Source organism: Amantichitinum ursilacus, assembly GCF_001294205.1.
GTDB classification, from domain to species: Bacteria; Pseudomonadota; Gammaproteobacteria; order Burkholderiales; family Chitinibacteraceae; genus Amantichitinum; species Amantichitinum ursilacus.
The window spans coordinates 215,822-239,712 of record NZ_LAQT01000008.1; the positions used below are offsets into that span (position 1 = coordinate 215,822).

A 23,891-nucleotide genomic window follows, 5' to 3' on the forward strand; every position below is an offset into this window, starting at 1 on the left:
GGCCGCAATGTCCTACAGCAGGTTGCGCACCATGCTGGGCGCAATGGGCACCGCGTTGGCGCAGACTGGTTTCTCCAACGGCGCAAGCCGCATAACACGGAGTGCTTATCATGCAAACCAGCGAATTCCAGCAACGTTTTTCCCAGATCGAACGCAGCGTGCAAAACGCCGCACAGACGTGTCGCCAAACGCAAAACGTGCCGCAACAGCTGAAGGACACCATTGCCCAGCTTGATACGCAATCGCAGCAAGCCAGCCAGCAATTTGCCAGCCAGTCTGCCGATGCACCCGAGCAGCAGTTTGCGCAAGCGGTCGACCGTCTTGAACAACTGGGCGACCAGGCCATGCAGGCCGTGCGCCAGAACAACGACATCGACAGCAAGCTGCGTGATGCGGTGAAACAAGCGCATGACCAGCTCAGCCAGTTGAAGCATCAACTGCACTAAGCGGCAATCGCCCGGTGCAACGCAAAACGGCATGGAGCTATCCATGCCGTTTTGTTTATAGGGTGGGTCTGGACCCACCAGCCAAAGCCGCGAACAAGAATGCCAACATCCGCGTACCAGCCACTCACTTTGAACGCTGGGTCTGGACCCACCAGCCGAAGCCGCGAACAAGAACACAACCGATAGCGTGCTAATGGGCCACTTTGAAGGGTGGGTCTAGACCCACCCTATGCGTTAATCGCCCAGCAGTTCTTTGCGTAGTTGTTCCGGCACGTTGTACAGCACGATGGTGTCGTTCTGTTTGTTGTAGATGACGTCGCCGGAGCGCAAAGCGCCGCGTTCAAATTCCAGCTTCCAGCCCGGCGCGGCGGCTTTGAAGCGCATCAACGGTTTGATGGCGCGACGGTCGGGCACAAAGCCGCTGCTTAATTCCAGCTTTTCATCGGCCAGCGCCTCGCGCATGGCGGCGGGCGCATCGGGCCAGACTTTTTCGGCCACTTCATCCAGGCTGACCGGACGCGCATCGTCGCCCAGCTCGTCCAGATAAGTGTGGGCGCGCGCAAACAACGTATCGCGCGCCTCGTGGCCCAGCTGGGTTTTGGCGACAAAGTTTTCCAGACCCTGCACCAGCTTCTGCGTTTCTTTCAGCGCCGTCACCACGTCGTTGCAGCCCAGAAACAGCTTGAAGTACTGCGCCACATCACCACGGCCTTTCAGGAAAGACAAATAGCGATCCGCGCCTTGCTGCCACGCGTCCAGATCCACCCGGCCCGCCACGCGCAGGTTGTCCATGTCCAGATGCACGCTGTCGGTGATGTCCATATTGGCGCCGATCGCTGTGCCGATGACTTCGGACACCAGCGCTACCAACAAAAACGGCCCGGTTTCGTTGCGGGCATGCGCGATCAGGATATAACCGCCAGTGGCGGCAGGCTCCTGCTCGGCGCGCACTTGCAGTTGTTCCATCATTTGCTGGCTGAACGACACGAAATCGAGCGTATTATCCAGCGCCCATTGCCGCACCAGGCGCGGTACCGGAAAGGTGGTTTCGTCACTTTCAAACTTGCCAAAACCCTTGCCCAGACGGCTGGTGTACAGCTGGCACAGATGGTCCACCAGACGTTGCGCGGTGGCGCTCACCGGCACTTCGTTGGGGCGCAGATGCGTGCTGGCCGGGCCGTTGGCGGCTTTCTCAAGGTGGTGGACGATCAGATGGTGGATGGTGTTGGGCGAGGTCGACATCGGGTGTTCCATAAACAGCAAAAGCGGGTGCCGCAATGTAGCAGAACGGCACCCGTCCCGCACGCGGCGCACGGTATCGGCATGGTCCGGCGAGCGGCCGTATTGCGGAAAGCGGGGCTGGGGCAAACGCGGCCAGGCTGGTAGCATGCCGCCTCTCTCTAAAGGTCATCTCATGCTGTTGTCGGGTCGCGGGTTTGCATATTCATTGGGCGCATCGCTGGTGTTTGCCACGCTGGGCGCGTACGCGGCATGGCTGCATCCGCTGGATGGCATGGCCATCGTGGCCTGGCGCGTGACGTTTACCATTCCCGCCATGTGGCTGGTGCTGATGCTGCTACGCCAGACCGACCGCTTCTGGGCGCTATGCGGCCGCATGAAGCGCGAACCGATCTTGTGGCTGGTGTTGCCGGTGGCGGCGTTTTTGCTGTTTGTGCAGCAATGGCTGTTTATGTGGGCGCCCGGGGTAGGGCGGCTGATGGAAGTGTCGCTGGGCTATTTTCTGTTGCCGCTGGTGATGGTGCTGGCGGGCTTCTTCTTTTACAAAGAACGCCCGACGCCGCTGCAATGGTTGGCGGTCGGTTTTGCCTGCGTCGGCGTAATCCACGAAATCTGGCTGACGCGCGCGTTTTCGTGGGTGACTCTGCTGACGGCCGCGGGTTACCCGCCGTACCTGATGTTGCGCCGCTGGGCCAAGCTTGATCCCGTCGCCGGTTTTTTACTGGAAAGCCTGTTTATCCTGCCGTGCGTGGCGTGGTATCTGGCCAGCCACGACGCCGCCACGCATGCGCTTACGCTGCGGCCCATGCTGTGGCTGATGTTGCCGCTGCTGGGCATCCTGACCGCCACCGCGTTTGCGCTGTATCTGGCCGCCAGCAAACTGCTGCCGTGGAGCGTGCTGGGCATCCTTGGTTATGTGGAGCCGGTGCTGCTGTTTTTTATCTCGATCCTGTTTCTGGGCGAGCCGTTTACCGCAGCGGGGCTGGGCACCTATATCCCGATCTGGATCGGCGTGCTGCTGACCTGCGGCCATAGCTTGCATACGCTGCGAACCCAGCAGGCATAGGGTGGGTCATGACCCACCACTCAAAGTGGCTCGTCAAGCTTACTGCCCGTGGCGTATGGCTTCGGGTGTTGGGTCTTGGTTCAACCTGTTGACTGCACTACCGCACTGGCATCCACCGTGCGGGAGATTTACGGCGCGGGATATTTGATGGCATTCAGCACCATTTTGCGCGCGATGGCGTCGCCCAGATCCACGCCCAGCACGTCGGCCAGCCGCAGCATATACATCATCACATCGGCCATTTCCTGGCCCACCGCATCCAGCCGCGCCGGATCGTCCTTCAACGCCACCGCCTGTTCGGGCGTCAGCCACTGAAAATGCTCCAGCAGCTCGGCCATTTCCACCGACATCGCCATCACCAGGTTTTTGGGCGTATGAAACTGCGGCCAGTCGCGCGCCACAGCAAATTCGCGTAATTGTTGCTGGATGTGTGCGACGTCCATTTCAGAGTGTTCCTTCTTGTGATGCGGCTATACGCACCAGCAGTGGGTTGAATAATTTGCAGTGCACCATCATCTACCAGGCTCAAATCTGAGTCTAATCGGGCCCTACATGTCTGCCTCTATCGTCAATCCCGTCGCTTGCACCACCCCGCTTGAGCTGGTCGACCCCGTCGCCGTTTCGCGTTTGCCCACCAAGCATGGTGAATTTACCGCGCACGTGTATCGTTCGCGTCTCGATGGCGTCGAGCATATGGCGCTGGTGGCAGGCGAGATCAACTGCAAATCCGCCGTGCTGGTGCGGCTGCATTCTGAATGCCTGACCGGCGATGTGTTTGGCTCTTTGCGTTGCGATTGCGGCGAGCAACTGGATATGGCGCTGCAGCGCATTATCCAGCATGGCAGCGGCGTGCTGCTGTATTTGCGCGGGCAAGAAGGGCGCGGCATTGGCCTCGCGCACAAAATCCAGGCCTACGCCTTGCAGGATCAGGGCCTCGATACCGTCGACGCCAACACCGCGCAAGGCCTGCCCATTGATGCGCGCAGCTATGATGCCGCCGCTGAAATCCTGCGCCACCTGGGCATTCGCTCGGTGCGCCTGATGAGCAACAACCCGTTGAAACTGGCCGCCTTGCAAAACGCAGGCCTGCCGGTCACGGAGCGCGTGGTGCACCAGGTGGAGCCCAATGACGAGAATCGTCATTACCTCGAAACCAAGCGGCTGCGCATGGGCCATATGCTGGCGCCGGACGTGTCGCTCACCTATCGCCCCAAAGGCGAGTAAGCATCGCGGCGGCGCTCCTACCTGCGCCGTCCGCACTGTTCCGACAACACGCCGCGCAGCGCGCTCACATCACGGCGCGGCGTCTACCGCTCTGATTGCGCAGCCCATAAGCGGATGATGACCTCAATTCACTGGAGGACATCATCATGCCCGCACTTAGTATTCCTGTTCCGCCCAGCCAACGTTATCGCAAGCCGATTCCGCTGCCGCCCGGAGAGACCGGACTGCATATGCCGGAGCGTGATGGCGAGTTGCTGGAGCCCACCATCTCCGACATGCCCGTTTATCCAGGCATGCCCGACGCACCCCGCACCCTGCAGTGACCTGCCACGAACTTAAAAACAGGAACAACTGCCATGTCTGAACTCGCTGATCTCACCCCGCGTGATCTCGAAATCCTGCGCCAGGCGGCCGCTGGCCGTTCGGTAACGCTGGATACCGACCAGGTCAAACACCTGATTCAGGTGGAACCGCCGCTGCTGGAAGCCAATGCCATTTATGGCTGGCAGATTACGTCGGCGGGCGAAACGTATTTGCTGGACAAAGCCTCGCACTAAGCCATACCCAGGGAGACGGAGCCGCTACGACGGCTGCCAAGGGGAAAAGAGCCGGTTCACTTGAACCGGCTCTGCTTTTTTCAAAGGCGCTGCATAGGGTGGGTCTAGACCCACCCCCCAAAGCCGCATCTTGAGCCACGCAGTTCGATATGCCGCCGCTTCTGGATTACCCCGCCAGCGCAATGATCTCCCCACCAAACGCCGGCAGCAGCACGCCTTCTTGCTGCCAGCCGTCCGCTTGCGGCCGCTCGTGCGTATGTGAGCCCAGCAGCACGCTGGCGCCTTGCAGATCGGGATATTTAAAGCGCACCGGCGTCGTGCCAAAGTTCAGCGCCACCAGCAGGCGGCGGCCATGATGTTCGCGCAGATACGCCAGCACCGTCGGTGGCGCATCGACGGCTTCAAAGCGGCCGATATTCAGCGCCGGTTCTTCGCGCCGTAGCGCCAGCAGGTGGTGATACAGGTTCAGCAACGATCCCGGATCGGCCTGCGCGCTTGCAACGTTGACGCTGGCCACATCGTCGCCCATCGGCAGCCAGGGCTCGGCGGTGGTAAAGCCCGCTTTGGGGCTGGCATCCCAGCGCATCGGGCTGCGTTCCGGGTCGCGGCCGAAGCCTTTGTTGGGCACACGCTTTTCAAATGGATCGCGGATGTTTTCCGGCGCCACCGGTACATCGTGCATGCCGATCTCATCGCCGTAATACATGATCGGCGTGCCGCGCAACGTCAGCAGCAGCATGGCGGCCAGGCGCACCTGGTCTTGCCCCAGCCGCGTGGCCAGTCGCTGTTTGTCGTGATTGCCAAACGACCAGTTGGGCCAGGCAAATTGCGGCACCAGCCGTTCCACTTCCAGAATCGCGGTGCGGATCGAATCGATTTTCCAGGGCTGCAGAATCAGCAGCGAGTTGGTGGGCAACTGCACGCCTTTGCCGTCCGCGCCGTAATAGGCAATCAGTGCTTCCAGCGGCAAATACAATTCGCCCAGCATCATGCGATCGCCATCGTATTGGTCCAGCAGCGCGCGCATACGCGCAATCACCACCTGCACTTCGGCCTGGTCCAGCGTAAAGCGCGGCATCAATTGCTCATGCTCGCCATGCACTTTGGGGTCGTAATCGGGATTAGGCGGGTTATTGTGGAAATTGGCGTCCTTGAACAGATGCATCAACGCATCCATGCGGAAACCATCCACGCCGCGATCCAGCCAGAAGCGCAATTGCTGCAGCACTGCTTCTTGCACTTCGTTGTTGCGCCAGTTCAGGTCGGGCTGTTCGGGCAAAAACGAATGCATATAGTACTGGCCGCTGGCTTTATCCAGGGTCCAGGCGCGGCCACCCAAGTGGCTGAACCAGTTGGTGGGCGGGCCACCGTCGGGGGCCGGGTCGTGCCAGATGTACCAGTCGCGCTTGGGGTTATCCCGTCCGCTACGTGATTCGATAAACCAGGGGCATTGGTCCGAAGTGTGGTTCGGCACAAAATCAATAATCACCTTCAGCCCGAGCTGGTGCGCGTCGGCAATCAGCGCATCCATATCTTCCAGCGTGCCAAACAGCGGGTCGATGGCGGTGGGGTCAATCACGTCATAACCAAAGTCGGCCATTGGCGATGGATACACCGGCGGAATCCACACGATGTCCACGCCCAGCCACGCCAGGTAGGGCAGCCGTTGGCGAATGCCGCGCAAATCGCCCACGCCATCGCCATTGCTGTCCTGAAACGAGCGCGGATAAACCTCATAGATCACTCCGCGTTGCCACCAGCGCCATTCACTGGCGGACTCCTGCGGTTGCGGCACCCGTCCGGCGCTACCACTGACGCTGACGTCAATGGCGCGTGGAGAATCGGCGCCCGGCGCCTCGGGTTGGGGGGAAGGCATGATGGGCTCCTCAAGATGTTGTTGTGATGCAGTGTTTTAGCGCGCGCGGGGATGGGGTGCGTAGGGAAGGCGTCTGGATGTGATGTAGGCGGGGCGGCGGATATGGATGAGCGGTGCAACAGGAGGGCGTCGCGGGCGGCAGGCTCATGCGGCTTGGCCGAGGGGTAGGCGTATCCGCGTGTAGCAATTTTTACAACAAGCCCGCCCCCGACAACGTGCAGAAGTAGCGCGTAATCTTTCGTCAGGTATGATCCCGATACGTAAGAATATCGGTCTTTACTGATACACGCAGCAAGACCGGGAATATAAAAACAACTGCTCAGGGCGATGCGCGATGACGACACCTAATCTCTACCAGGCACCGGCGGCAAGTCTGCAGCCTGCGCCCGAATACCTTGGTTTTGCCGAGCCGGCGACTCGCAGCCAGCGCTTTCAGGCTGCCGCGCTGGATTTCTTGTACCTCGGTGTGCCGCCCCTGTTCATGAGCCTGGTGCTGCCGCGGCTAGGCCTGGAGCAAAGCACGCTTCAGCTGTATACCGGCTTGCTGGAAGTGGTTTACGGCGTCATCTGCATCATGAATCTGCGTATGATGATGCGGCATCGCCAGTCGCTGGGCAAACGTCATATCGGCATCAGGATTGTGCGCAGCGATGGCAGTGAGATCAGCCTGCGGCGCTTGTTCTTGCTGCGCGCCGGCGTGCTGGCGGTGGCGGTTACGATGCTGAATTTCGTGACGGTCGGGCTCGGCTTTGCGTTCAAGTGCGTCGATGGATTGTTTGTGTTCAACAGCCGTCGTCAATGCCTGCACGACATGTTGGCCGATAGCAAAGTCATCCAGGCCCGGCTGTAAGCCTCTCCAGCCAGATATGAGCCAGGCACAGTGCCCGGCTTCACCGGAAAACCCGCAAAAATGACGCAACTTAATCCTTATCAAGCTCCCCAGGCCAACCTCGACGTGCAGTATGACGACGATGCCGAACTGGCCAGCCGAGGCCGCCGCCTGGGGGCAGTGGCGTTGGATTCGCTGTATCTGGGTGTGGCGCCGGGCATCCTCGCTGCTGTGCTGGTTCCGCTGTTTTCCAGACGGTTTGGCAGCAGCTCAACCGCGCTACTGATCATGGCGGTGGTATTTGGCCTGGTGTTTATCGGCGCGTGGGTGCTCAACATCATCTCGGTGGTACGTACGCGCCAGACGCTGGGCAAGCGGCAAATGGGCATCAAAGTGGTTCGTACGGATGGCAGCGAAGTCAGCCTGGGACGACTGATTATCCGGCGCAATCTGGCGCTGATGGCGGTTGTGTGGCTGGTCAACCTGGCCACCTTCGGTTTTGGCAGCCTGATCAGTCTGATCGATAGCCTTGCGATCTTCCGTGAGTCCCAGCAATGCGTACACGACCAGATTGCCGACACCAAGGTCATCCGCGTGTGATTTTCTGGCATCTGGATATCGTTGCCGGGCCACCGCCTCATCTCCAACTGATTTTGACGCCGCTTGCGGTGCGCATGCAGCGGCCCGCCCCGTTAAGTCTGCCTGACCGTATTGCGCACGCCGCGTTGTGGAACCCTGATGCTTGATCCGTATTACCGCATAACCACGCCCGAAGGCGTCGAGCTGGTGCTGGCCCCCGCGGGCGCACCGCGACGAGCGCAAGCGTGGCTGCTGGATTTTGTAGTGCGTAGCCTGGTGCATGCGGTGATTGGCGTGCCGGTCAGCATGCTGCTGGTGGGCGGCACGGCGGTGGGCGTCAACCTGATTATCGGATTTGTGATCGGCTGGTTTTATCCGGTGTTTTTTGAAGTAACGCGCCACGGCGCCACGCCGGGCAAACGCTGGGCGGGGCTGCAAGTGGTCAGCTTTGATGGCACGCCGGTGACGTTGCGCGCCTCTGTGCTGCGCAATGTGCTGCGCGCCGCCGATATGTTGCCGCTGGGTTATGCGGCCGGGCTGGTCTCCATGTTTGTGGACGTGCGCTTTCGCCGGTTGGGCGATCTGGCTGCGGGCACGCTGGTGGTACATCGGCCGCCTGCCGTGGTTCAGCGCAGCGCCCCCACCGAGGCGCCGATCCCATTGACCATTGCGCTTGGTTCCGCCGAACAACGCTTGCTGATTGATCTGGCGGAGCGTGCGCCGCGCTTGCCGCCGCAACGGGTGCTGGAATTGTCCGACCTGGCCCTGCCACTGACGCGGCGGCGCGGCGCGGAAGGCTGGGCGCGTTTGCAAGCGCATGTGGCGTGGCTGCGCGGAGGGCGCGAATGAAACAACATTCCTTTGAAGCGCAGTACGAGCCGCAATGGCAAGCATTGCAACGTGCCTTGCAGGCCCGCCCGCGCGCGCTGGACAACCAGCAGTTGCCGGTGCTGTATCGCGCGGTGTGCCAGCATCTGGCGCTGGCGCGGCAACGCCAGTATTCGCCCGCCTTGCAAGACCGGCTGAATGATCTGGTGCTGCGCGGACATCAGGCCTTGTACGGCACGCGCCTGCGCGCCCGCGGCACGTTTGCGCGCTATCTGCTGATTACGATACCCCGCACCGTCCGCCAGCAATGGCGGTTGGTGCTGGCCGCCGCGCTGCTCTTTTACGGCCTTGCTGGCGCACTGACGTGGCTGGTGGCCTTCAAGCCCGATCTGGCGACGGCGTTTTCTTCGCCCGCGCAGCTCACAAAGATGGCCGAAATGTATGACCCCAGCGCCACGCATTGGGGCCGCGCGCGTGAGAGCGCGCAAGATCTGGTGATGTTCGGTTTTTATATCAGCCACAACATCACCATCGCGTTTCAGTGCTTTGCCGGCGGCTTGTTTGCCGGGGTGGGCTCATTGTTTTATCTGGGCTTTAACGCGATGCAACTGGGCGTGGTGGCGGGCTATTTAATCCAGATGGGCTACGGTCGGCCGTTCTGGTTTTTTGTCGCCACACACAGTGCGCTGGAAATCAACGGCCTGATTCTGGCCGCCGCCGCGGGTTTGCGCCTGGGCCTGGCCTTGATCATGCCGGGCCGCTTGCCGCGCGCCGAAGCGTTGCGCCAGCAAGCGGCGCCCGCCGCTACGTTGATTGCCGCCGCCGCGCTGATGACGTTTGGCGCGGCATTCTTCGAGGCGTTCTGGTCCAGCCGCGTTGATCTGCCCACCGCTGTGCGCTTTGGCATGGCCGGCACGCTGTGGACACTGGTGCCGCTGTGGCTGGCGCTGGGCGGACGTTGGAGCGCGCCCGATGCAGATTGAGCGGCTTAATCTGGATTTGCGTCCGCGCAGCCACTGGCAAGCGATCGACCTGGGCGTGACCTTGTTGCGCGCGCATGCCCGAACGGTGTACGCGGCGTGGTGGTGCATCTGGCTGCCGTTGGCCGTCATCCTTGGCTGCATGCCGGGTCTGGCGGCCGACGGCTGGGCGTTTACCGCGTTGTGGCTGTGCAAGCCGCTGCTGGAACGTCTGCCCATTTATATTCTTAGCCGCGCCGTGTTCGGCGACACGCCCACGCTGCGGCAGACCCTGCGCGCGTGGCCGGGTCAGTTGCGTCACGGCTTGATCAGCAGTCTGACCATTCGCCGTTTCTATCCGGGCCGCGTGTTTTTGCTGCCGGTCTGGCAGCTGGAAGGCGTGCGCGGTCGGGCCATGCGTCAGCGATACAAAGACCTGAGCGGGCAGGGCGCCGGTTCGACAGCGGGCTGGTTTGGCACCTTGTGCGCGCAGTTTGAAAGCATCTTGATGTTCGGCTTGGTGATGACCGTGGCCGCGATGTGGCCCGCGCCGATTGGGGGCTGGCTTGATCTGGTCCGGTCGGGCGACGGCCCACGCACATGGGCGCAGATCGCGGCCTATGTTGCCTACGTGGTGGCGGCCGGGCTGATCGGGCCGATCTATGTGGCCAGTTGCTTCAGCTTGTACCTTAACCGGCGCAGCACGCTGGAAGGCTGGGATCTGGAATTGGGTTTGCGTCAGTTGCAGGAACGGCTGCAGGACGAATCCGCGCAGCGCAGCCAGGCTGCGCGCACTGTCGCAGCGCGGCGCACGATGGGTACGCCATTGTTGCTGGCGGCGGCGCTTTTGCTGGGCAGCAGCATGTTGCCGCGCCCCGGCATGGCCGCCCCCGCCGCGGTGCCTGCTTCGGCTGCCGCCGGGTTTGACGAAGATTACCGCCTGACCAGCGCACGTCCGCCTGCCGCCAACCCGGAACAGGCGCGCCTGCGCGCCCGCGTTGACGCTACGCTGGATGGTCCGGATTTTCATCGCTGGAAGCACGAGACGCACTGGCAGTGGAAAGACGGGCCCGAAGAGGTCACGCCCCCCACGGCCCCGCCGTTGCGGCTGAACGATCGTCTGGTCAGTCTGATCAAGTGGCTGATGGTGGCGGTGTGCGTGGGCGCGTTGGCGTATGCCTTGCTGCGCCTGTCCGGCAACTTGCCCGATTGGCGACCCCATCCGCGCGCGAAGGTACGCATCGCGCCGCCCTCGCATGTGGCGGGTATGGCGATTGCACCGGAGAGTTTTCCTGCCGATCTGCCCGCCGAGGTGCGCCGTTTGTGGCACAGCGGCCAACAGCGGGCGGCGTTGGCGTTGCTGTATCGCGGCGCGTTGGCCGGCTTGGTGCAACGTTACGAACTGGCCTTGCAGGATAGCGATACCGAAGCGGATTGCCTAACGCTGGCGCAAACCAGTCTGCCGCTGGACGCGCGCCACAGCTTTGCGCGCATCACCGCCGCCTGGCAAGCCGGGGCTTGGGGTGATCGCTGGCCGGCCGCCGTCGATGATTTGTGCACGGACTGGCAACGCCACTTTGCTGCGGAGGCGCGCCATGCGCGATAGTCGTTCGCTGTGGATTGCCGCGCTGGTGGCTGTGGTGTTGGGCGCGCTGGGCTACTGGATAGGGCAGCACGTGGAGCGCGTCGATACGCCGCAGGATCTGGGTCCGACAGAAGTCGCCTTGCGCCAGCCGTATTTTGCCGCGCAGCGCGTGCTGGAAAACCTGGGCCAGCGCGTAATGCGGGTGCAGACGGTGGCTGATGCCTATCCCGATGCGCACGACACCGTGCTGCAACCGGTGCTCGATATGGGCGAGAGCCCGGCCATCCTGAACAACCAACTGGCAGCGGTGGCCAATGGCGCAACGTGGATCATCAACGTTGACGACGTCATCAGTGCCCAGGGCTGGGCCAGCAATACCGCTTATGTGCATATGCTGCGCGGGCTGGGCGTGATGCCGGCACGCAGTACCTCGTACGCCGCGCGGGCCGCCATTGAGCTACCGGGGACGGCGTATGGGTTGCAGATCAGCGCGCCACCGGCGCCGGTGATGCACGCGCCACGCATGATTGCTGCAGATAACGGCCGCAACCAGATCATCGTCATCGCCCATGGCGCGGGTCGCGTGGTGCTGCTGACCAGCGACACGCTGCTGAAAACGCGCGTGATCGGGCAGAAAGACAATGCCGAAGTGCTATGGCAACTTACCCGGCTTAACGGCGCGCAACGCGTGTGGCTGGTGACGGAAGGCCAGTCCATCCCGTGGTATCAGCGCCTGTGGCATTCCGCTGCGCCGATGTTGCTGGTGCTGCTGGCCTTGCTGCTGCTGTCGCTCTGGCGCGTCAGCTGGCGCTTTGGCCCGCTGTTGCCGCCCGCGCAGCCGGTGCGGCGCAGCCTGATCGAACATCTGGAAGCCTGCGGCCGTTGGTACTGGCAGCAGCGCAAACAGCATGTGCTGCTGGAGGCGTGCCGCGCGCAATTGCGGCGCAGCCTGCAACGCCATCTGCCGCATCTGGCTACGATGCCCGCACCGCAACTGGCGCCGCGGCTGGCGCAGATTTCCGGGCGGGATGAACACGCCATCGGCGTGGCGCTCACTGCCAATGGCGACCATGCTCCCCAACACTTTACGGACCAGATCGCGCTGCTGCAGGCGCTGACGCTGGCCATCGAAACCCGGCACAGGATAGCCCGATGACCTCTACCGTAGACAATCTGTCGCAAGACGCCCGTTTTAACCAGGGCGTCGATATCATTCGCCGCATCCGCGCCGAAGTCGGCAAGGCCGTTATTGGCCAGCAAGAAGCGCTGGACCAGACGCTGATCTGCTTGCTGGCCGGTGGCCACGTTTTGCTGGAAGGCGTGCCCGGTCTGGGCAAAACCTTGCTGGTGCGGGCACTGGCGCGGACGTTTTCGGGCGACTTTGCCCGCATCCAGTTCACGCCCGATTTGCTGCCCGCCGACGTGATGGGCCATGCGCTGTTCAATATGGCGACGCAGACCTTCAGCATTCGCAAGGGCCCGATCTTTACCCACTTGCTGCTGGCCGACGAAATCAACCGCGCCCCCGCCAAAACGCAATCGGCCCTGCTGGAAGTGATGCAGGAACGCCAGGTGACCATTGAAGGCGAATCGCACACGCTGGCCGCGCCGTTCATGACGCTGGCCACGCAAAACCCGCTGGAGCAGGAAGGCACGTACCCGCTGCCCGAAGCGCAGCTCGACCGTTTCTTGCTAAAGGTGGTGATCGACTACCCCAGCGAGGCGGAAGAGCTGTCGATGCTGGCGCAGATTACCGATGGCAAGCTGGCCGATCAGCTCAATGTGTCGGCGGTGGACGCGCTGGTCAAACCCGCCACCATTCTGGCTTTGCAGCAAATGGCGGCGGCCATCCGGGTGGATGCGCACATCGTCGAATACGCGCTCAAGATTGTGCGCGCCACGCGCAACTGGCCCGGCATTACGGTGGGCGCGGGGCCGCGCGGCGGCATTGCGCTGGTGCGCGCAGCGCGTGGCCATGCCTTGCTGCAAGGCCGTCCGTACGTGGTGCCTGATGACATCAAGGCGATGGCCATCCCGGCATTGCGCCATCGCATTACGCTGGCGCCAGAAATGCTGATTGAAGGCCATAGCGAATTTGATGCCCTGAGCGAAATCGTCGCGCAAATCGCGGCGCCGCGGCTGTGATACCGGCGCGCCGATTGCTGGCGCTGACCGCTTTGCTGGCCGTGTTGGGGCTGCCGCTGCCGTGGCTGAACTGGCCCGTGCTGCTGGCGCTGTGGGCCGCGCTGGTGGGTGTGCTGGCGCTGGCCGCGCTCACGGACGCCTGGCTGCTGTGGCGCATGCCGCAACTGGACGTTACCCGTACGGTGATGCCAGCGTGGTCGCTGGGCCGCTGGCAGCAGGTGGCGCTGCGTTGCAGTGGCGCGTCGCGCGCCGTGCGCGTGGCCTTGTTCGACCATTATCCCGACGATTGCGAAGTGCAAGGCTTGCCGCTGCAACTGGCGCTGACCCCGGGGGAATGGCAACAAGCGGGCTATCAGATCAAGGCATTACGCCGCGGCGATCATGCGTTTGGCCGCGCTGAATTGCGCTTGTCCAGCGCGCTGGGGCTGGTCGAACGGCGACAATGGACCGCAGCAGCTCAGACGGTGCGCGTCTATCCCGATTACGCCAGCGTCGCCGGTTATGCACTGCTGGCCACCGATCAACGGCTTAATCGCATGGGCGTGGTGCGCAAGCGCCAGCGCGGCGAGGGCACGGATTTTCATCAGTTGCGCGAATATCGCGATGGCGATTCGATGCGCGCGGTGGACTGGAAAGCCACGGCGCGCAACGGGCGTTTGATCAGCCGCGATTATCAGGAAGAACGCGACCAGCAAGTGGTGCTGCTGCTGGATTGCGGCCGCCGTATGCAGGCGCTGGACGGCGGCCAGGCGCATTTTGATCACGCACTCAATGCCGCGATCTTGCTGGCGTGGGTGGCGCTGCGCCAGGGCGATGCGGTGGGGCTGCAAACCTTTGCCGGACCCGAACGCTGGCTGGCGCCGCTGAAAACCACGGGCAGTCTTAATCGCATCCTGAACGGAGTCTACGATCTGCAGCCGGGCTTGCAGACGTCCGATTATCTGCAGGCGGCGCAGGCGCTGATGGGCCGGTTGCGCAAGCGCGCGCTGGTGGTGATTGTGACCAATCTGCGTGACGAAGATAACGAGACCTTGCTGCCTGCGTTGAAGCTATTGCGCGGGCAGCACCGAGTGATGGTGGCCAGCTTGCGTGAGACCGCCCTGGATACCGTCGCGGCCGCGCCGGTGCTGGGGTTTGAAGATGCACTGCGCTTTGGCGCCACCCAGGATTATCTGCGCCAACGGCGCGAAAGCTTTGCCCGCCTGCGCGTGCATGGCACGGATGCGATTGATGTGCTGCCGGGCGAATTGGCGCGGGTGCTGGTGGAGCATTATCTGGCATTGAAGAAAGCGGGGCGGTTGTAGACGCTGCGCTGGCTTGGGTTTTGGGGATATTGGGCTGCTTGAAGTTGCGGTAGATGTTTTGATGTTTGGTCTGCGCCGGGCAAACCTTTAACCGCTTGTGCCTGTGGTGGATGTTTTGATGTTCGGCCTGCGCCGAGCAAACCTAAACCGCTTGTGCCTGCGGCGCGTGTTTTGATGTTCGGCCTGCGCGGAGCAAACCATTACCGTTTGAGCCTGCGGCGGATGTTTTGATGTTCGGCCCGCGCCGATAAACCTTAACCGCTTGAGCCTGCGGCGCATGTTTTGATACCCGGGGGTGCCCGGGAGCACGTTACTTTTCTTTGCTTCGCCAAAGAAAAGATAACCAAAAGAAAGGCGACCCCACTCGCGAATCCTTCGCTCGCCAGGGGGCCCGCAGGTCAAAAGCCGAAACGGACCGTCTGTTACTTCGATGGCTCAGCTGCCGCTCCGCGGAACTTCGGTCGGACGGAGCCCCAAAACCGGGTCTCCTTCCCCTCCCTCGACAGGTAATGGCTGCTGTCTGCCTGGCGTGCTGCCTCGTTGCTCCGCAACATCGGGTGGGCGTGGATGCGACGGGTGACAGTGAACATCGGCACCGCCTGCTTAACGCACCCATCCCGCACGGCCACTGCCGTCTAACTTGTCACCGTTCCCGCCACGAACCACCAACCTCTTATAGGGTGGGTCAAGACCCACCACCCAAAGTGGCAAACAAGCACAACCGGGCCAACCGTCCGCATATTTACCTCCCCGCATCGACATGCACGAACAACCATGCGAAACGCCCGCACGTTTGCTCCGTTCCGAAAGTCTGCAAGAACAATCGGGCGAAACGCTCGCATGCTTGCCTCCTCGCGGAGGCATGCAAGAACACTTGGGCGAAACGTCCGCACGCTTGCCTTCTCGCGGAGTCAGCAGTGGTGACTAAACGTTGGGCGGTTTGAGTTGCGCATTCTTGTTTTCGGCTTTGGGTGGTGGGTCTTGACCCACCCTATGAGATGTTGGTGGTTCGTGGCGGGAACGGTGACAAATTAGACGGCGGTGGCCGTGCGGGGTGGGTGCGTTAAGCGGGCGGTGCTGATGTTCACCGTCACCCGTCGCATCCACGCCCACCCGATGTTGCGGAGCAACGAGGCAGCACGCCAGGCAGACAGCAGGCATTACCTGTCGAGGGAGGGGAAGGAGACCGGTTTTATGGGCTCCGTCCGACCGAAGTTCCGCGGAGCGGCAGCTGAGCCATCGAATTGCAAGACGGTCCGTTTCGGCTTTTGACCTGCGGGCCCCCTGGCGAGTGGCGGAGCCGCGAGTGGGGTCGCCTTTCTTTTGGTTACTTTTTCTTTGGCGAAGCAAAGAAAAGTAACGTGCTCCCGGGCACCCCCGGGTATCAAAACATGCGCCGCAGGCTACGCGGTTAAAGGTTTGTTCGAAGCAGGTCGAACATCAAAACATCCGCCGCAGGCACAAGCGGTTAAGGTTTGTTCGGCACAGGCGGAACATCAAAACATCCGCCGCAGGCTCAAGCGGTGAAGGTTTGCTCCGCGCAGGTCGAACATCAAAACATCCGTCGCAGGCACAAGCGGTTAAGGTTTGCTCGGCGCAGGCGGAACATCAAAACACGCGCCGCAGGCACAAACGGTTAAGGTTTGTTCGGCGCAGGCCGAACATCAAAACACGCGCCGCAAGCACAAGCGGTTAAGGTTTATCGGCGCAGGCGGAACATCAAAACATCCGCCGCAGGCACAAGCGGTGAAGGTTTGCTCGGCGCAGGCCGAACATCAAAACATCCGCCGGAGGTACAAGCAGTCAAGGTTTGCTCGGCGCAGGCGGAATATCAAAAACATGTACCGCAGGCTAAGCAACTAGAGATTCCCAACCCAACCCAACCCAACCCAACCCAACCCAACCCAACCCAAAACTCCCCGCTGCCCGCTGCCCGCTCCCCGCTCCCCGCTCCAGCAGCCAAATCCCGCAGCCCCCAACAAACCCCATCATCTCGCCACCCGCCGCAGGCAAATCACGGGCCGCCCCAAAAAGCCAGCGCAGCGTCACCCCCGTGGCGGAAACGTCTGTAGCCAGTTCAACACCTCATCCAGCGGCATCGGCTTCGCATAATAAAACCCCTGCGCCTCGGTGCAGCCCAGCGCGCGCAGAAAGCCGGCTTGTTCCGCTGTCTCCACCCCTTCGGCGATCGTCTCCAGCCCCGTCTTTTGCGCCAGCGCCACAATCGTTTCCACAAACGAGCCCCCGCGGCCGTTGGCGATATCGGCCACAAAGCTGCGATCGATCTTCAGGCTATCAATCGGCAACGCCTGCAATTGCCCCAGCGACGAATAGCCGGTGCCAAAGTCGTCAATCGCCACGCGCACGCCCATTTCACGCAGGGTTTTCAGGGCGGTGATCACGCGACGCGGTTCGTCCATGGCCACGCTTTCGGTAATTTCGAGTTCCAGCGCGTAGGGCGGCATGCGCTGCGCACCGAGGATGCCGGCGATGGTTTCAGCCAGTTTGCCGTTGCGAAACTGCGGGATGCTGACGTTAACCGCGATATGTGTAATGCCCGATTCCACCGCCGATACCGCGCGCCAGGCTTCGCCCGCTTGTTGCAGCACCCATTCGCCAATCTCGACGATCAGGCCGGAATATTCCGCAAGCGGTACAAACACCGACGGCGGTTGTACAAAGCCGCTGCCTTCGCCGGGCCAGCGCAAGAGCGCTTCCATGCCGCAGGGGCGGCCGGTGGCCAGCGACAGCTGTGGCTGGTACCAGACCGCCAGTTTGCCCGCGCGAAAATCGTTGCGCAGCGCGCGGATCACGTCCAGCCGCCAGCGGGTGTTGTCTTCCATTTCGGGGGTAAAACGCACGCTGCTGTCGGTGACGCTTTGCTTGGCCCGGTTCAGCGCGATGGTGGCGCGGCGCAGGGCGCTGTAGCCGCTGCCGCCCGCGTCTTCCAGATCGCACAGGCCCAGCGCCATGCCCACCGGCAAAGTGTGTTCGCCCACTTCAAACGGGTCTTCCATCACGCCGTAGATGCGTTCGGGCGCCAGTTCGGTTTGCGGCCCGACCAGGCCGAAGACGTCGGCGCCGATGCGCGAGATATGGCAGCGGCCGCCAAATGCTGCTTCCAGCCGCCGCGCCACCGTCAGCAACAAAGCGTTGCCCACTTCCTGGCCCAGGCCGTCGTTCACATCGGAAAAATGTTCCAGATCGATCAGCGCGGCGCGTTGGCCATGCACGCGGCGTTCCAGCGCTACATCCAGCGTGTGCACAAAGTGCGTGCGGTTGGAGAGATGTGTCAGGCCGTCGTGGTAAGCGGCAAAGTTAAGCCGCTCCAGTTGTTTGATATTGCCAAAGCAGGCCGACAGATTGGCGGCGAAGACGGCGATCAGTTGCTGGTCGCTGGTGGTCAGCGGCACGCCGGTGTGGATAAACACCGCGCCTTCCTGCCCCGCGCCGGATAGATACAGCGTGGTGGTCTGCGGGCCAAATTGATGGCTGCGGCTGACGATGGCTTGTTCGATGGCCAGGCGCACCGCGCCGTCGTGCAATTCGGTGAGCGGCGCGGCAATCAGCGGGGCCAGGCGGCCGGCCGCGCCAACGATATACAGGCCCTCGTGATCGGGTTCGCCCGAGGGCGCGCCGCGTTGCGCGCAGACGATGCCATCCACGGGCAGATTGAGGAGCGCGGTAATCTGCGTCAACACGCCTTCGGCAAAGCGGGTGAGGGCCGGTTGGTCCATCAGGTCGGCCACCGCATGCACAATCAGTTCCAGCCCGCGGCGGTTTTCCGCAATGGCGCGTAATTGCTGATAGCTGCGCAGCGCGGCAATCATCGCGGTAATCAGCCGGGTGCGGGTCAGTTCGCTCTTGGTGCGATAGTCGTTGATGTCGTAATCGGTAAACACATCCAGTTCGGGCGCATAACCGGGCTGGCCGGTGCGCAGGATGATGCGACATTCCTGCAGGTCCAGCGTATTGCGGATGTGCTGCACCAGGGTCAGCCCGGCGTCGCCGGTTTCCATCACCACATCCAGCAAGATGACGGCAAAGTCCTGGCGTTGCGCCAGCAGCGTGCGTGCTTCGGCGGCGCTGTGCGCGTGCACCAGTTCAAGCTGGCGGCCTTGCAGGGTGAGCCCTTCCAGCGCAAAGCGGGTGGCGGCGTGCACTTCTTCGTCGTCGTCGATAATCAGCACGGGCCACGCCACCGTGGCCAGCGCGGTAGGGGCGGCGTGGCTGTCATCCAGCAGATGCAGCGTGTCGTCGGCAGAAGCGAGGTGTTGATCAGAAGACATGGCTGGAAGCTTCCGTCGGTTGGGGGTGCGGTGCAATGCACGGCAATTCGATTTCAAAGCGCGCGCCGCCAGACGGCGCGCTGGCCAGCGTTAAACGCCCGCCCAGTACGCCATGCACCAGGCTGTACACGATATATAGACCCAGCCCGCTGCCGCCCTGGCCCAGGCGCGTGGTAAAGAACGGGTCGAACACGCGTTTGCGCAACTGCGGCGGAATGCCGCTGCCGTTGTCTTCAAATACCAGTTCGATGGTCTGGGCGTCGCGTTGCACGGCGCTGATGCGGATTTCGCCCTTGGCGGTTTGCGTAAACGCATGCGCCAGCGAATTGGTGACCAGGTTGGTCAATATCTGCTCCAGCGGACCGGGATAACTCTCCAGCACCAGGGTTTCGGGCATATCCAGTTCGATGCGATGCGGCGTGTGCTTAAGCTGCGGCCGCAGCGTCGACAAAACCTCTTCGACTGTCTGGCGCAGATTAAAGCTGCGACGGCGCGTGCTGGCGGTATCTACCGCCACCTGTTTGAAGTTGCTGATCAGCTCGGCCGCGCGTTGCGCGTTGCGTTGCACCAGCGCGGCGGCCTCGGTACAGCTTTGCACAAAGCTCATCAGCTCGGATTTGCGCAACTGGCCGCTGTTGAGCGTGTGATCAAACTCTTCCACTTTCTGCGCCAGCGTCGACGCCACGGTGACGGTGTTACCCAGCGGCGTGTTGAGTTCATGCGCGATACCGGCCACCAGGCTGCCCAGCGAGGCCAGTTTTTCGGATTGCACCAGTTGCGCCATCGCGTGGGTCAGTTCTTCGTTGGCGGTTTGCAGTTCGGCGGTGCGCTCGGCCACGTTTTCTTCCAGCCGGTCGCGCGCTTCGCGCAGTTGATCTTCGATCTGTTTGCGTGCGGTGATATCGATAATCACACCATCAATCTGCCGCGTATGCGCCACGCCGTGGCTGGCGATGCCGCGTTCAAACACCCAGCAAGTGCTGCCGCTGGAACGCTGCAAGCGATATTCGATTTCGTACAGTTCTTCGCTGATCAAGGCGTGGCGGATGGTGTGCGCCACCAGCGGGCGGTCGTCCTGATGGATCAGGCTGGCGTAGGTGCGCTCACGGTTGCCGATCAGGCTGGCGGCAGTGCAGCCGCACAAGGGTTCGATGGCGGGGCTGAGGTAGCGCATGGTGCGTGCCTCGTCGATTTCGCAGCGAAATACCGCGCCGGGCACCTGATCAATCAGCGAGCGATAGTGATGTTCGCTTTGCGCCAGTTGCGTGTGCGCCAGCGCCAGCTCGCGCTCGCGCCGGGTACCGCGTTGCAGCAGCCCCAGCAGAATCCACCAGCTCAGGCCCACGGCCACCGCCAGCACGATGCCGCCCGCGCGCAGCACCAGCGCCAGCAAGCGCGCCTGCGACCACGCCTGGTTGCCGGCGTAATTGGGCATCACATCCCAATACATGCGCCAGATGGCGCCATGCAGGCTGTAGGCCTGGTCGATGCTGAACAAGGCATTGGGCGTGGGTAGGGCGGGTCCGGCGACAAATTCGGCCGGTTGGCCCGAGGTCTGCAAGGCCAGCCGCAACACCAGACCGGGCGTGTTGTCGGCATGCGCCATGCGCAAATCCTGGAAATCCACCAGCGTCAGCAGCACGCCGGGCTGTTTGCGTTGGCGCATGGCCAGCGCCAGATAGGCCGACCAGCCGCCACGAGGATTGGCAAACAGCGGGCCGATGGTGATCTGGCCAACCGGGGCGCTGGCCAGTTGTTTCAGCAGTGGCTGCAGCGCGGCGATGTGATTGACCGCTTTGCCGGCCGCCAGATCGCCACTGCGATCGGTGCTGAAGCGGATGCGATGGTCTGGCGTCACAAACGCCACCGGCGGCATCAGCATTTCGCCCGCCATCGGGGCCAGCGTGCGCGCGGCGTTGGCATAGCGGGCGGCGTTAAGCGGGGCGGCGCCATTAAACACGGCGGCCATGCCGTACAAGGCATCGCGATGCACTTCAATCCAGCCTTGCACCGCATCGCCCGCACGTTGCGCGTCTTGCGCGGCCTGGCTCTGACGCGTGGCGTCGGCGGCATGTTCGATATGCGCGGCCGTCTTCAGGCAAGCCAGCACCACGATCCCGGCAAACAGCGGAATCAACAGGCGTAGCGTGGTGTACCGGCGCAAGTACGGCATCAAAGCGGGGTGTCCTGGCGGGCTGCGTACGGGTTATCAAGCGGTGCGGCCGTGGCGTACTCTGCGCGGCGGCCGGGTTGCATGCAGGATAGACAATCTGCCCTCGCTTCGGCACAATCGTTGACTTGTCAAAAATTGATCGAGCAATGATTAATGGCCCCCGTTCACGCTCCGCCCACTGGATTTCGCGCCCGATTGTTTTCTTTGTTGGGTTTGTGCTTTGTGCTGATCATGGTGGCGCTGGACCAGACCGTGGTCGGCACCGCCTTGCCCACTGTGGTGGCCGAGCTACACGGCTTTGATCTGTACGCGTGGGTGGGCACGTCCTATCTGCTGACGTCGGTGATTACGGTGCCGATTTTCGGGCGGCTGGGCGACGAATATGGCCGCAAGAATTTCATTCTGGTCGCCATCGTGTTGTTTACCCTGGCGTCGATGTTGTGCGGCTTGTCGCAAAGCATGCTGCAACTGGTGCTGGCGCGCGCGCTGCAGGGCATTGGTGGCGGCATGTTGGTGGCCACCACGTTTGCCTCGGTGCCGGATCTGTTTCCGGATCCGCACGAGCGTTTGCGCTGGCAGGTGTTGTTTAGCAGCTCGTTTGGCCTGGCCAATGCCATCGGGCCGTCGTTGGGCGGTTTTCTGACTGAATACGCGGGCTGGCGCTGGGTGTTTTATGTGAATCTGCCGGTGGGCCTGGTCAGCTTGTGGTTTGTCTGGCGCTATCTGCCGCGCATACGCCATTCCGAACATCCACCCGGCAAGCTGGACTGGCTGGGCGCGGCCCTGCTGGCGTTGGCCTTGGGCAGTGTGCAATTGCTGGTGGAATGGCTGCCGCAACATCGCGCGCTGGGCCAACTGCTGACGCCGGGCGTGGTGGCCGTGGTGGCTACCGCCGGTTTGCTGTGGTGGGAAAAACGCTGTCCGCATCCGATTCTGCCGCTGGACATGTTCCGCCACGCCAGCCTGGCGCCCTTGTTTGCGCTATCGCTGGTGATGGGCTTTTGCATGTTCGCGATCATGTATTACGCGCCGTTGATGTTCCAGGGCGGCTTTGGTTTGTCGCCCAACCAGGCCGGGTTGCTGATTACGCCGTTTGTGGTGTGCATTACGGTGGGCAGCATTCTGAATGGCCGCATCGTAACGCGCCTGCCCAAGCCCAATCTGATTCTGTACGTGGGCTTTGTGTTCTTTGCCTTGTCGGCCTTTGGTTTGACGCAAACCGTGGTCAGCACCGGCCATCCGCTGCTGGTGGCCACCATGATGAGTGGCGGCATCGGCGTGGGTTTGTTGTTGCCCAATCTGACCATCTTTGCGCAGGAAACCGCGCCGCGCACGCAGCTGGGCATTGCCACTGCGATGCTGCAATCCACGCGCATGATCGGCGGCATGCTGGGCACGGCGCTGATCGGCACGTTTGTGTCGCACCATTACGCGTCGGGCGTGGCGGATGCGTTGCAAGCGGCGCAGGCCGGCCAGTGGACGCGCGCGCTGCAGGATCCGCAGATATTGGTGAACCCCGATTCGGCCGCGAAATTTATCGCGCAGGCGGGCAGCGCCGCCGCACCGTTATTGCAGGCCGCACGCGAGGTATTGGTGGAAGCCATCCATGGCGGGCAATACGTGGTGTTGGCGATGATGCTGGTGGCGCTGTTTCTGGTTACCCGCGTGCCCGATATCAAACTGAAACGGCGCAGCGTGACCAAGCCGGTTGCGCCCGCTGCGCAGGGGGCCGAATGAGCGATACCGAGCGTAATCTGCTGCAACAAATCGGCCCGACCGTGCGTGCAATGTATGGCGCATTTGAAGACGCGGTCGGCCACCCGATGCCACGTTGGCGCGTATTGCACGCGCTGCATACGCTAGGCGACGCCACGCAAAAGCAACTGGTGCAACGCCTGCTGATCGACCCCGGTTTGCTGACCCGGCATATGAAAACAATGGAAGCCGAAGGCCTGATCGCGCGCCATACCGATAGCGACGACAACCGCCTGACGCATGTGCAACTGACCGCAGCGGGCAAGGCGCTGATTGATGAGGCGTCGCCCAAACGCCAGGCGTTTTTTGACGCGGCGCTGGCCGAATTCGATGAAGCCGATCTGGCCAAAGCCACGCAGATTTTGCAGGCACTGGAAGCGCGCTTTCGGCAGCAGAAGGGCTAAGGCGCGCTGGTACCGCTAGCGCGGCCCTACTCGCGTTCGGGATCGGGCGGCGGGCTCTGGTTGGGGTCTTCCATCGGCATGCGCTCGGCGTGGTTCTTTTTGTGCGGGCCGCCCACCAGTCGGACAAAAGCTTTTTCAAAGCCGCCGCCAAACACCAGCAATAACAACGCAAAGAACAAGGCGCTGGCGGCGATGCCCACTTCGCCACCCCCACACGCCAGCCCCATCATCGACGCCAGCCAGATCGACGCCGCCGTGGTCAGCCCTTCCACCCGGTCGACCTGGCGATGATGGATGATGACGCCCGCGCCGATAAAGCCGATGCCGGTAATCACGCCTTGCATGGCGCGGCTGACCGCATCCGGACCCGCACCGCTGACGCGTTCGATGGTGAGCGAGGCCAACGCCGAGCCCAGCGCCACCATCGCATGCGTGCGCAGGCCCGCCGGTTTGCGGTGCAACTGGCGATTAAGCCCCAGCACCGCGCCCAGTACGGTGGCGGAACCAAGATAAAAGATGGCGGAGGGCAGGGGGACGAAATCAGGGCTGGGCATGCGGTGGCCGCTTTTATCCGGGAAAGGGTGAACACAGTTTAGGCGCGTTGGCGCCGATTTGGGGCGGCACGGCGTAAAC

Annotated in this window: 21 protein-coding genes; 15 read left to right on the forward strand and 6 right to left on the reverse strand. The window is 62.4% G+C overall.

Going from position 1 to position 23,891, the window contains the following annotated elements; translation table 11 throughout:
- The first annotated feature begins 110 nt into the window (after positions 1 to 110).
- Positions 111 to 446: a hypothetical protein gene (locus WG78_RS11135; RefSeq protein WP_152969158.1), complete on the forward strand. Its 336-nt coding sequence runs from the start codon at positions 111 to 113 to the stop codon at positions 444 to 446.
- Between the two features lie 234 nt (positions 447 to 680).
- Here the strand turns inward: WG78_RS11135 and WG78_RS11140 are convergent, their stop codons facing one another.
- A complete protein-coding gene (locus WG78_RS11140) occupies positions 681 to 1,688 on the reverse strand; it encodes a nucleoid-associated protein (protein WP_053937892.1) in 1,008 nt (335 codons plus the stop codon).
- Positions 1,689 to 1,833: 145 nt separating this feature from the next.
- On the opposite strand from WG78_RS11140, the gene rarD reads away from it, so the two are divergent.
- A complete protein-coding gene (gene rarD, locus WG78_RS11145) occupies positions 1,834 to 2,751 on the forward strand; it encodes an EamA family transporter RarD (RefSeq protein ID WP_236692019.1) in 918 nt (305 codons plus the stop codon).
- A 128-nt stretch (positions 2,752 to 2,879) separates the two neighbouring features.
- Here rarD and WG78_RS11150 read toward each other — a convergent pair whose 3' ends face one another.
- The gene (locus tag WG78_RS11150) at positions 2,880 to 3,194 is read right to left on the reverse strand and encodes a nucleotide pyrophosphohydrolase (protein ID WP_053937894.1); all 315 of its coding nucleotides are present in this window, start codon (positions 3,192 to 3,194) and stop codon (positions 2,880 to 2,882) included.
- 109 nt (positions 3,195 to 3,303) lie between these two features.
- Here WG78_RS11150 and ribA point away from each other — a divergent pair, with 109 nt between their 5' ends.
- From ribA to WG78_RS11160, 3 genes are all read left to right on the forward strand, one after another.
- Positions 3,304 to 3,975: a GTP cyclohydrolase II gene (ribA, locus tag WG78_RS11155; RefSeq protein ID WP_053937895.1), complete on the forward strand. Its 672-nt coding sequence runs from the start codon at positions 3,304 to 3,306 to the stop codon at positions 3,973 to 3,975.
- Between the two features lie 146 nt (positions 3,976 to 4,121).
- A complete protein-coding gene (locus WG78_RS22695; protein ID WP_161805105.1) occupies positions 4,122 to 4,298 on the forward strand; it encodes a hypothetical protein in 177 nt (58 codons plus the stop codon).
- 33 nt (positions 4,299 to 4,331) lie between these two features.
- A complete protein-coding gene (locus tag WG78_RS11160) occupies positions 4,332 to 4,532 on the forward strand; it encodes a hypothetical protein (protein WP_053937896.1) in 201 nt (66 codons plus the stop codon).
- A 166-nt stretch (positions 4,533 to 4,698) separates the two neighbouring features.
- On the opposite strand, the gene WG78_RS11165 is transcribed toward WG78_RS11160, so the two are convergent.
- A complete protein-coding gene (locus WG78_RS11165) occupies positions 4,699 to 6,408 on the reverse strand; it encodes an alpha-amylase family glycosyl hydrolase (protein ID WP_083458932.1) in 1,710 nt (569 codons plus the stop codon).
- A gap of 334 nt (positions 6,409 to 6,742) precedes the next feature.
- On the opposite strand from WG78_RS11165, the gene WG78_RS11170 reads away from it, so the two are divergent.
- From WG78_RS11170 to WG78_RS11205, 8 genes are all read left to right on the forward strand, one after another.
- Positions 6,743 to 7,258, forward strand: coding sequence for an RDD family protein (locus WG78_RS11170; RefSeq protein ID WP_053937898.1), 516 nt, complete (start codon positions 6,743 to 6,745; stop codon positions 7,256 to 7,258).
- A gap of 60 nt (positions 7,259 to 7,318) precedes the next feature.
- Positions 7,319 to 7,837, forward strand: a complete 519-nt coding sequence (locus WG78_RS11175; protein ID WP_053937899.1) for an RDD family protein — start codon at positions 7,319 to 7,321, stop codon at positions 7,835 to 7,837.
- A gap of 138 nt (positions 7,838 to 7,975) precedes the next feature.
- Positions 7,976 to 8,665, forward strand: coding sequence for an RDD family protein (locus WG78_RS11180; RefSeq protein ID WP_053937900.1), 690 nt, complete (start codon positions 7,976 to 7,978; stop codon positions 8,663 to 8,665).
- Positions 8,662 to 9,627, forward strand: coding sequence for a stage II sporulation protein M (locus WG78_RS11185; RefSeq protein ID WP_053937901.1), 966 nt, complete (start codon positions 8,662 to 8,664; stop codon positions 9,625 to 9,627). Before WG78_RS11180 ends, WG78_RS11185 begins: the two co-directional genes overlap by 4 nt.
- Positions 9,617 to 11,209, forward strand: a complete 1,593-nt coding sequence (locus WG78_RS11190; protein ID WP_053937902.1) for a hypothetical protein — start codon at positions 9,617 to 9,619, stop codon at positions 11,207 to 11,209. The genes WG78_RS11185 and WG78_RS11190 overlap by 11 nt, the downstream gene beginning before the upstream one ends.
- Positions 11,199 to 12,344, forward strand: a complete 1,146-nt coding sequence (locus tag WG78_RS11195) for a DUF4350 domain-containing protein (RefSeq protein ID WP_053937903.1) — start codon at positions 11,199 to 11,201, stop codon at positions 12,342 to 12,344. The genes WG78_RS11190 and WG78_RS11195 overlap by 11 nt, the downstream gene beginning before the upstream one ends.
- On the forward strand, positions 12,341 to 13,333 hold the full coding sequence (locus WG78_RS11200; RefSeq protein WP_053937904.1) for an AAA family ATPase: 993 nt from the start codon (positions 12,341 to 12,343) through the stop codon (positions 13,331 to 13,333). The genes WG78_RS11195 and WG78_RS11200 overlap by 4 nt, the downstream gene beginning before the upstream one ends.
- Positions 13,334 to 13,347: 14 nt before the next feature.
- Positions 13,348 to 14,637 (forward strand): DUF58 domain-containing protein, encoded by a 1,290-nt coding sequence (locus tag WG78_RS11205; protein WP_053937905.1) that lies wholly within the window; start codon positions 13,348 to 13,350, stop codon positions 14,635 to 14,637.
- Between the two features lie 2,045 nt (positions 14,638 to 16,682).
- On the opposite strand, the gene WG78_RS11210 is transcribed toward WG78_RS11205, so the two are convergent.
- Complete coding sequence (locus tag WG78_RS11210) at positions 16,683 to 18,926, reverse strand: putative bifunctional diguanylate cyclase/phosphodiesterase (RefSeq protein ID WP_053937906.1); 2,244 nt, start codon at positions 18,924 to 18,926, stop codon at positions 16,683 to 16,685.
- Positions 18,916 to 21,099: a PAS domain-containing sensor histidine kinase gene (locus WG78_RS11215; protein ID WP_053937907.1), complete on the reverse strand. Its 2,184-nt coding sequence runs from the start codon at positions 21,097 to 21,099 to the stop codon at positions 18,916 to 18,918. The genes WG78_RS11210 and WG78_RS11215 overlap by 11 nt, the downstream gene beginning before the upstream one ends.
- A gap of 195 nt (positions 21,100 to 21,294) precedes the next feature.
- Between WG78_RS11215 and WG78_RS11220 the strand changes: the two genes are divergently transcribed.
- Together WG78_RS11220 and WG78_RS11225 are read left to right on the forward strand one after the other, a co-directional pair.
- Positions 21,295 to 22,836, forward strand: coding sequence for an MDR family MFS transporter (locus WG78_RS11220; protein WP_236692020.1), 1,542 nt, complete (start codon positions 21,295 to 21,297; stop codon positions 22,834 to 22,836).
- Positions 22,833 to 23,258 carry a MarR family winged helix-turn-helix transcriptional regulator gene (locus tag WG78_RS11225; RefSeq protein WP_053937909.1) on the forward strand — a complete coding sequence of 142 codons (426 nt, stop codon included), beginning with the start codon at positions 22,833 to 22,835 and terminating at the stop codon, positions 23,256 to 23,258. The genes WG78_RS11220 and WG78_RS11225 overlap by 4 nt, the downstream gene beginning before the upstream one ends.
- Positions 23,259 to 23,284: 26 nt before the next feature.
- Here the strand turns inward: WG78_RS11225 and WG78_RS11230 are convergent, their stop codons facing one another.
- Positions 23,285 to 23,812 carry an MgtC/SapB family protein gene (locus tag WG78_RS11230; protein WP_053937910.1) on the reverse strand — a complete coding sequence of 176 codons (528 nt, stop codon included), beginning with the start codon at positions 23,810 to 23,812 and terminating at the stop codon, positions 23,285 to 23,287.
- Between the last annotated feature and the right edge of the window lie 79 nt (positions 23,813 to 23,891).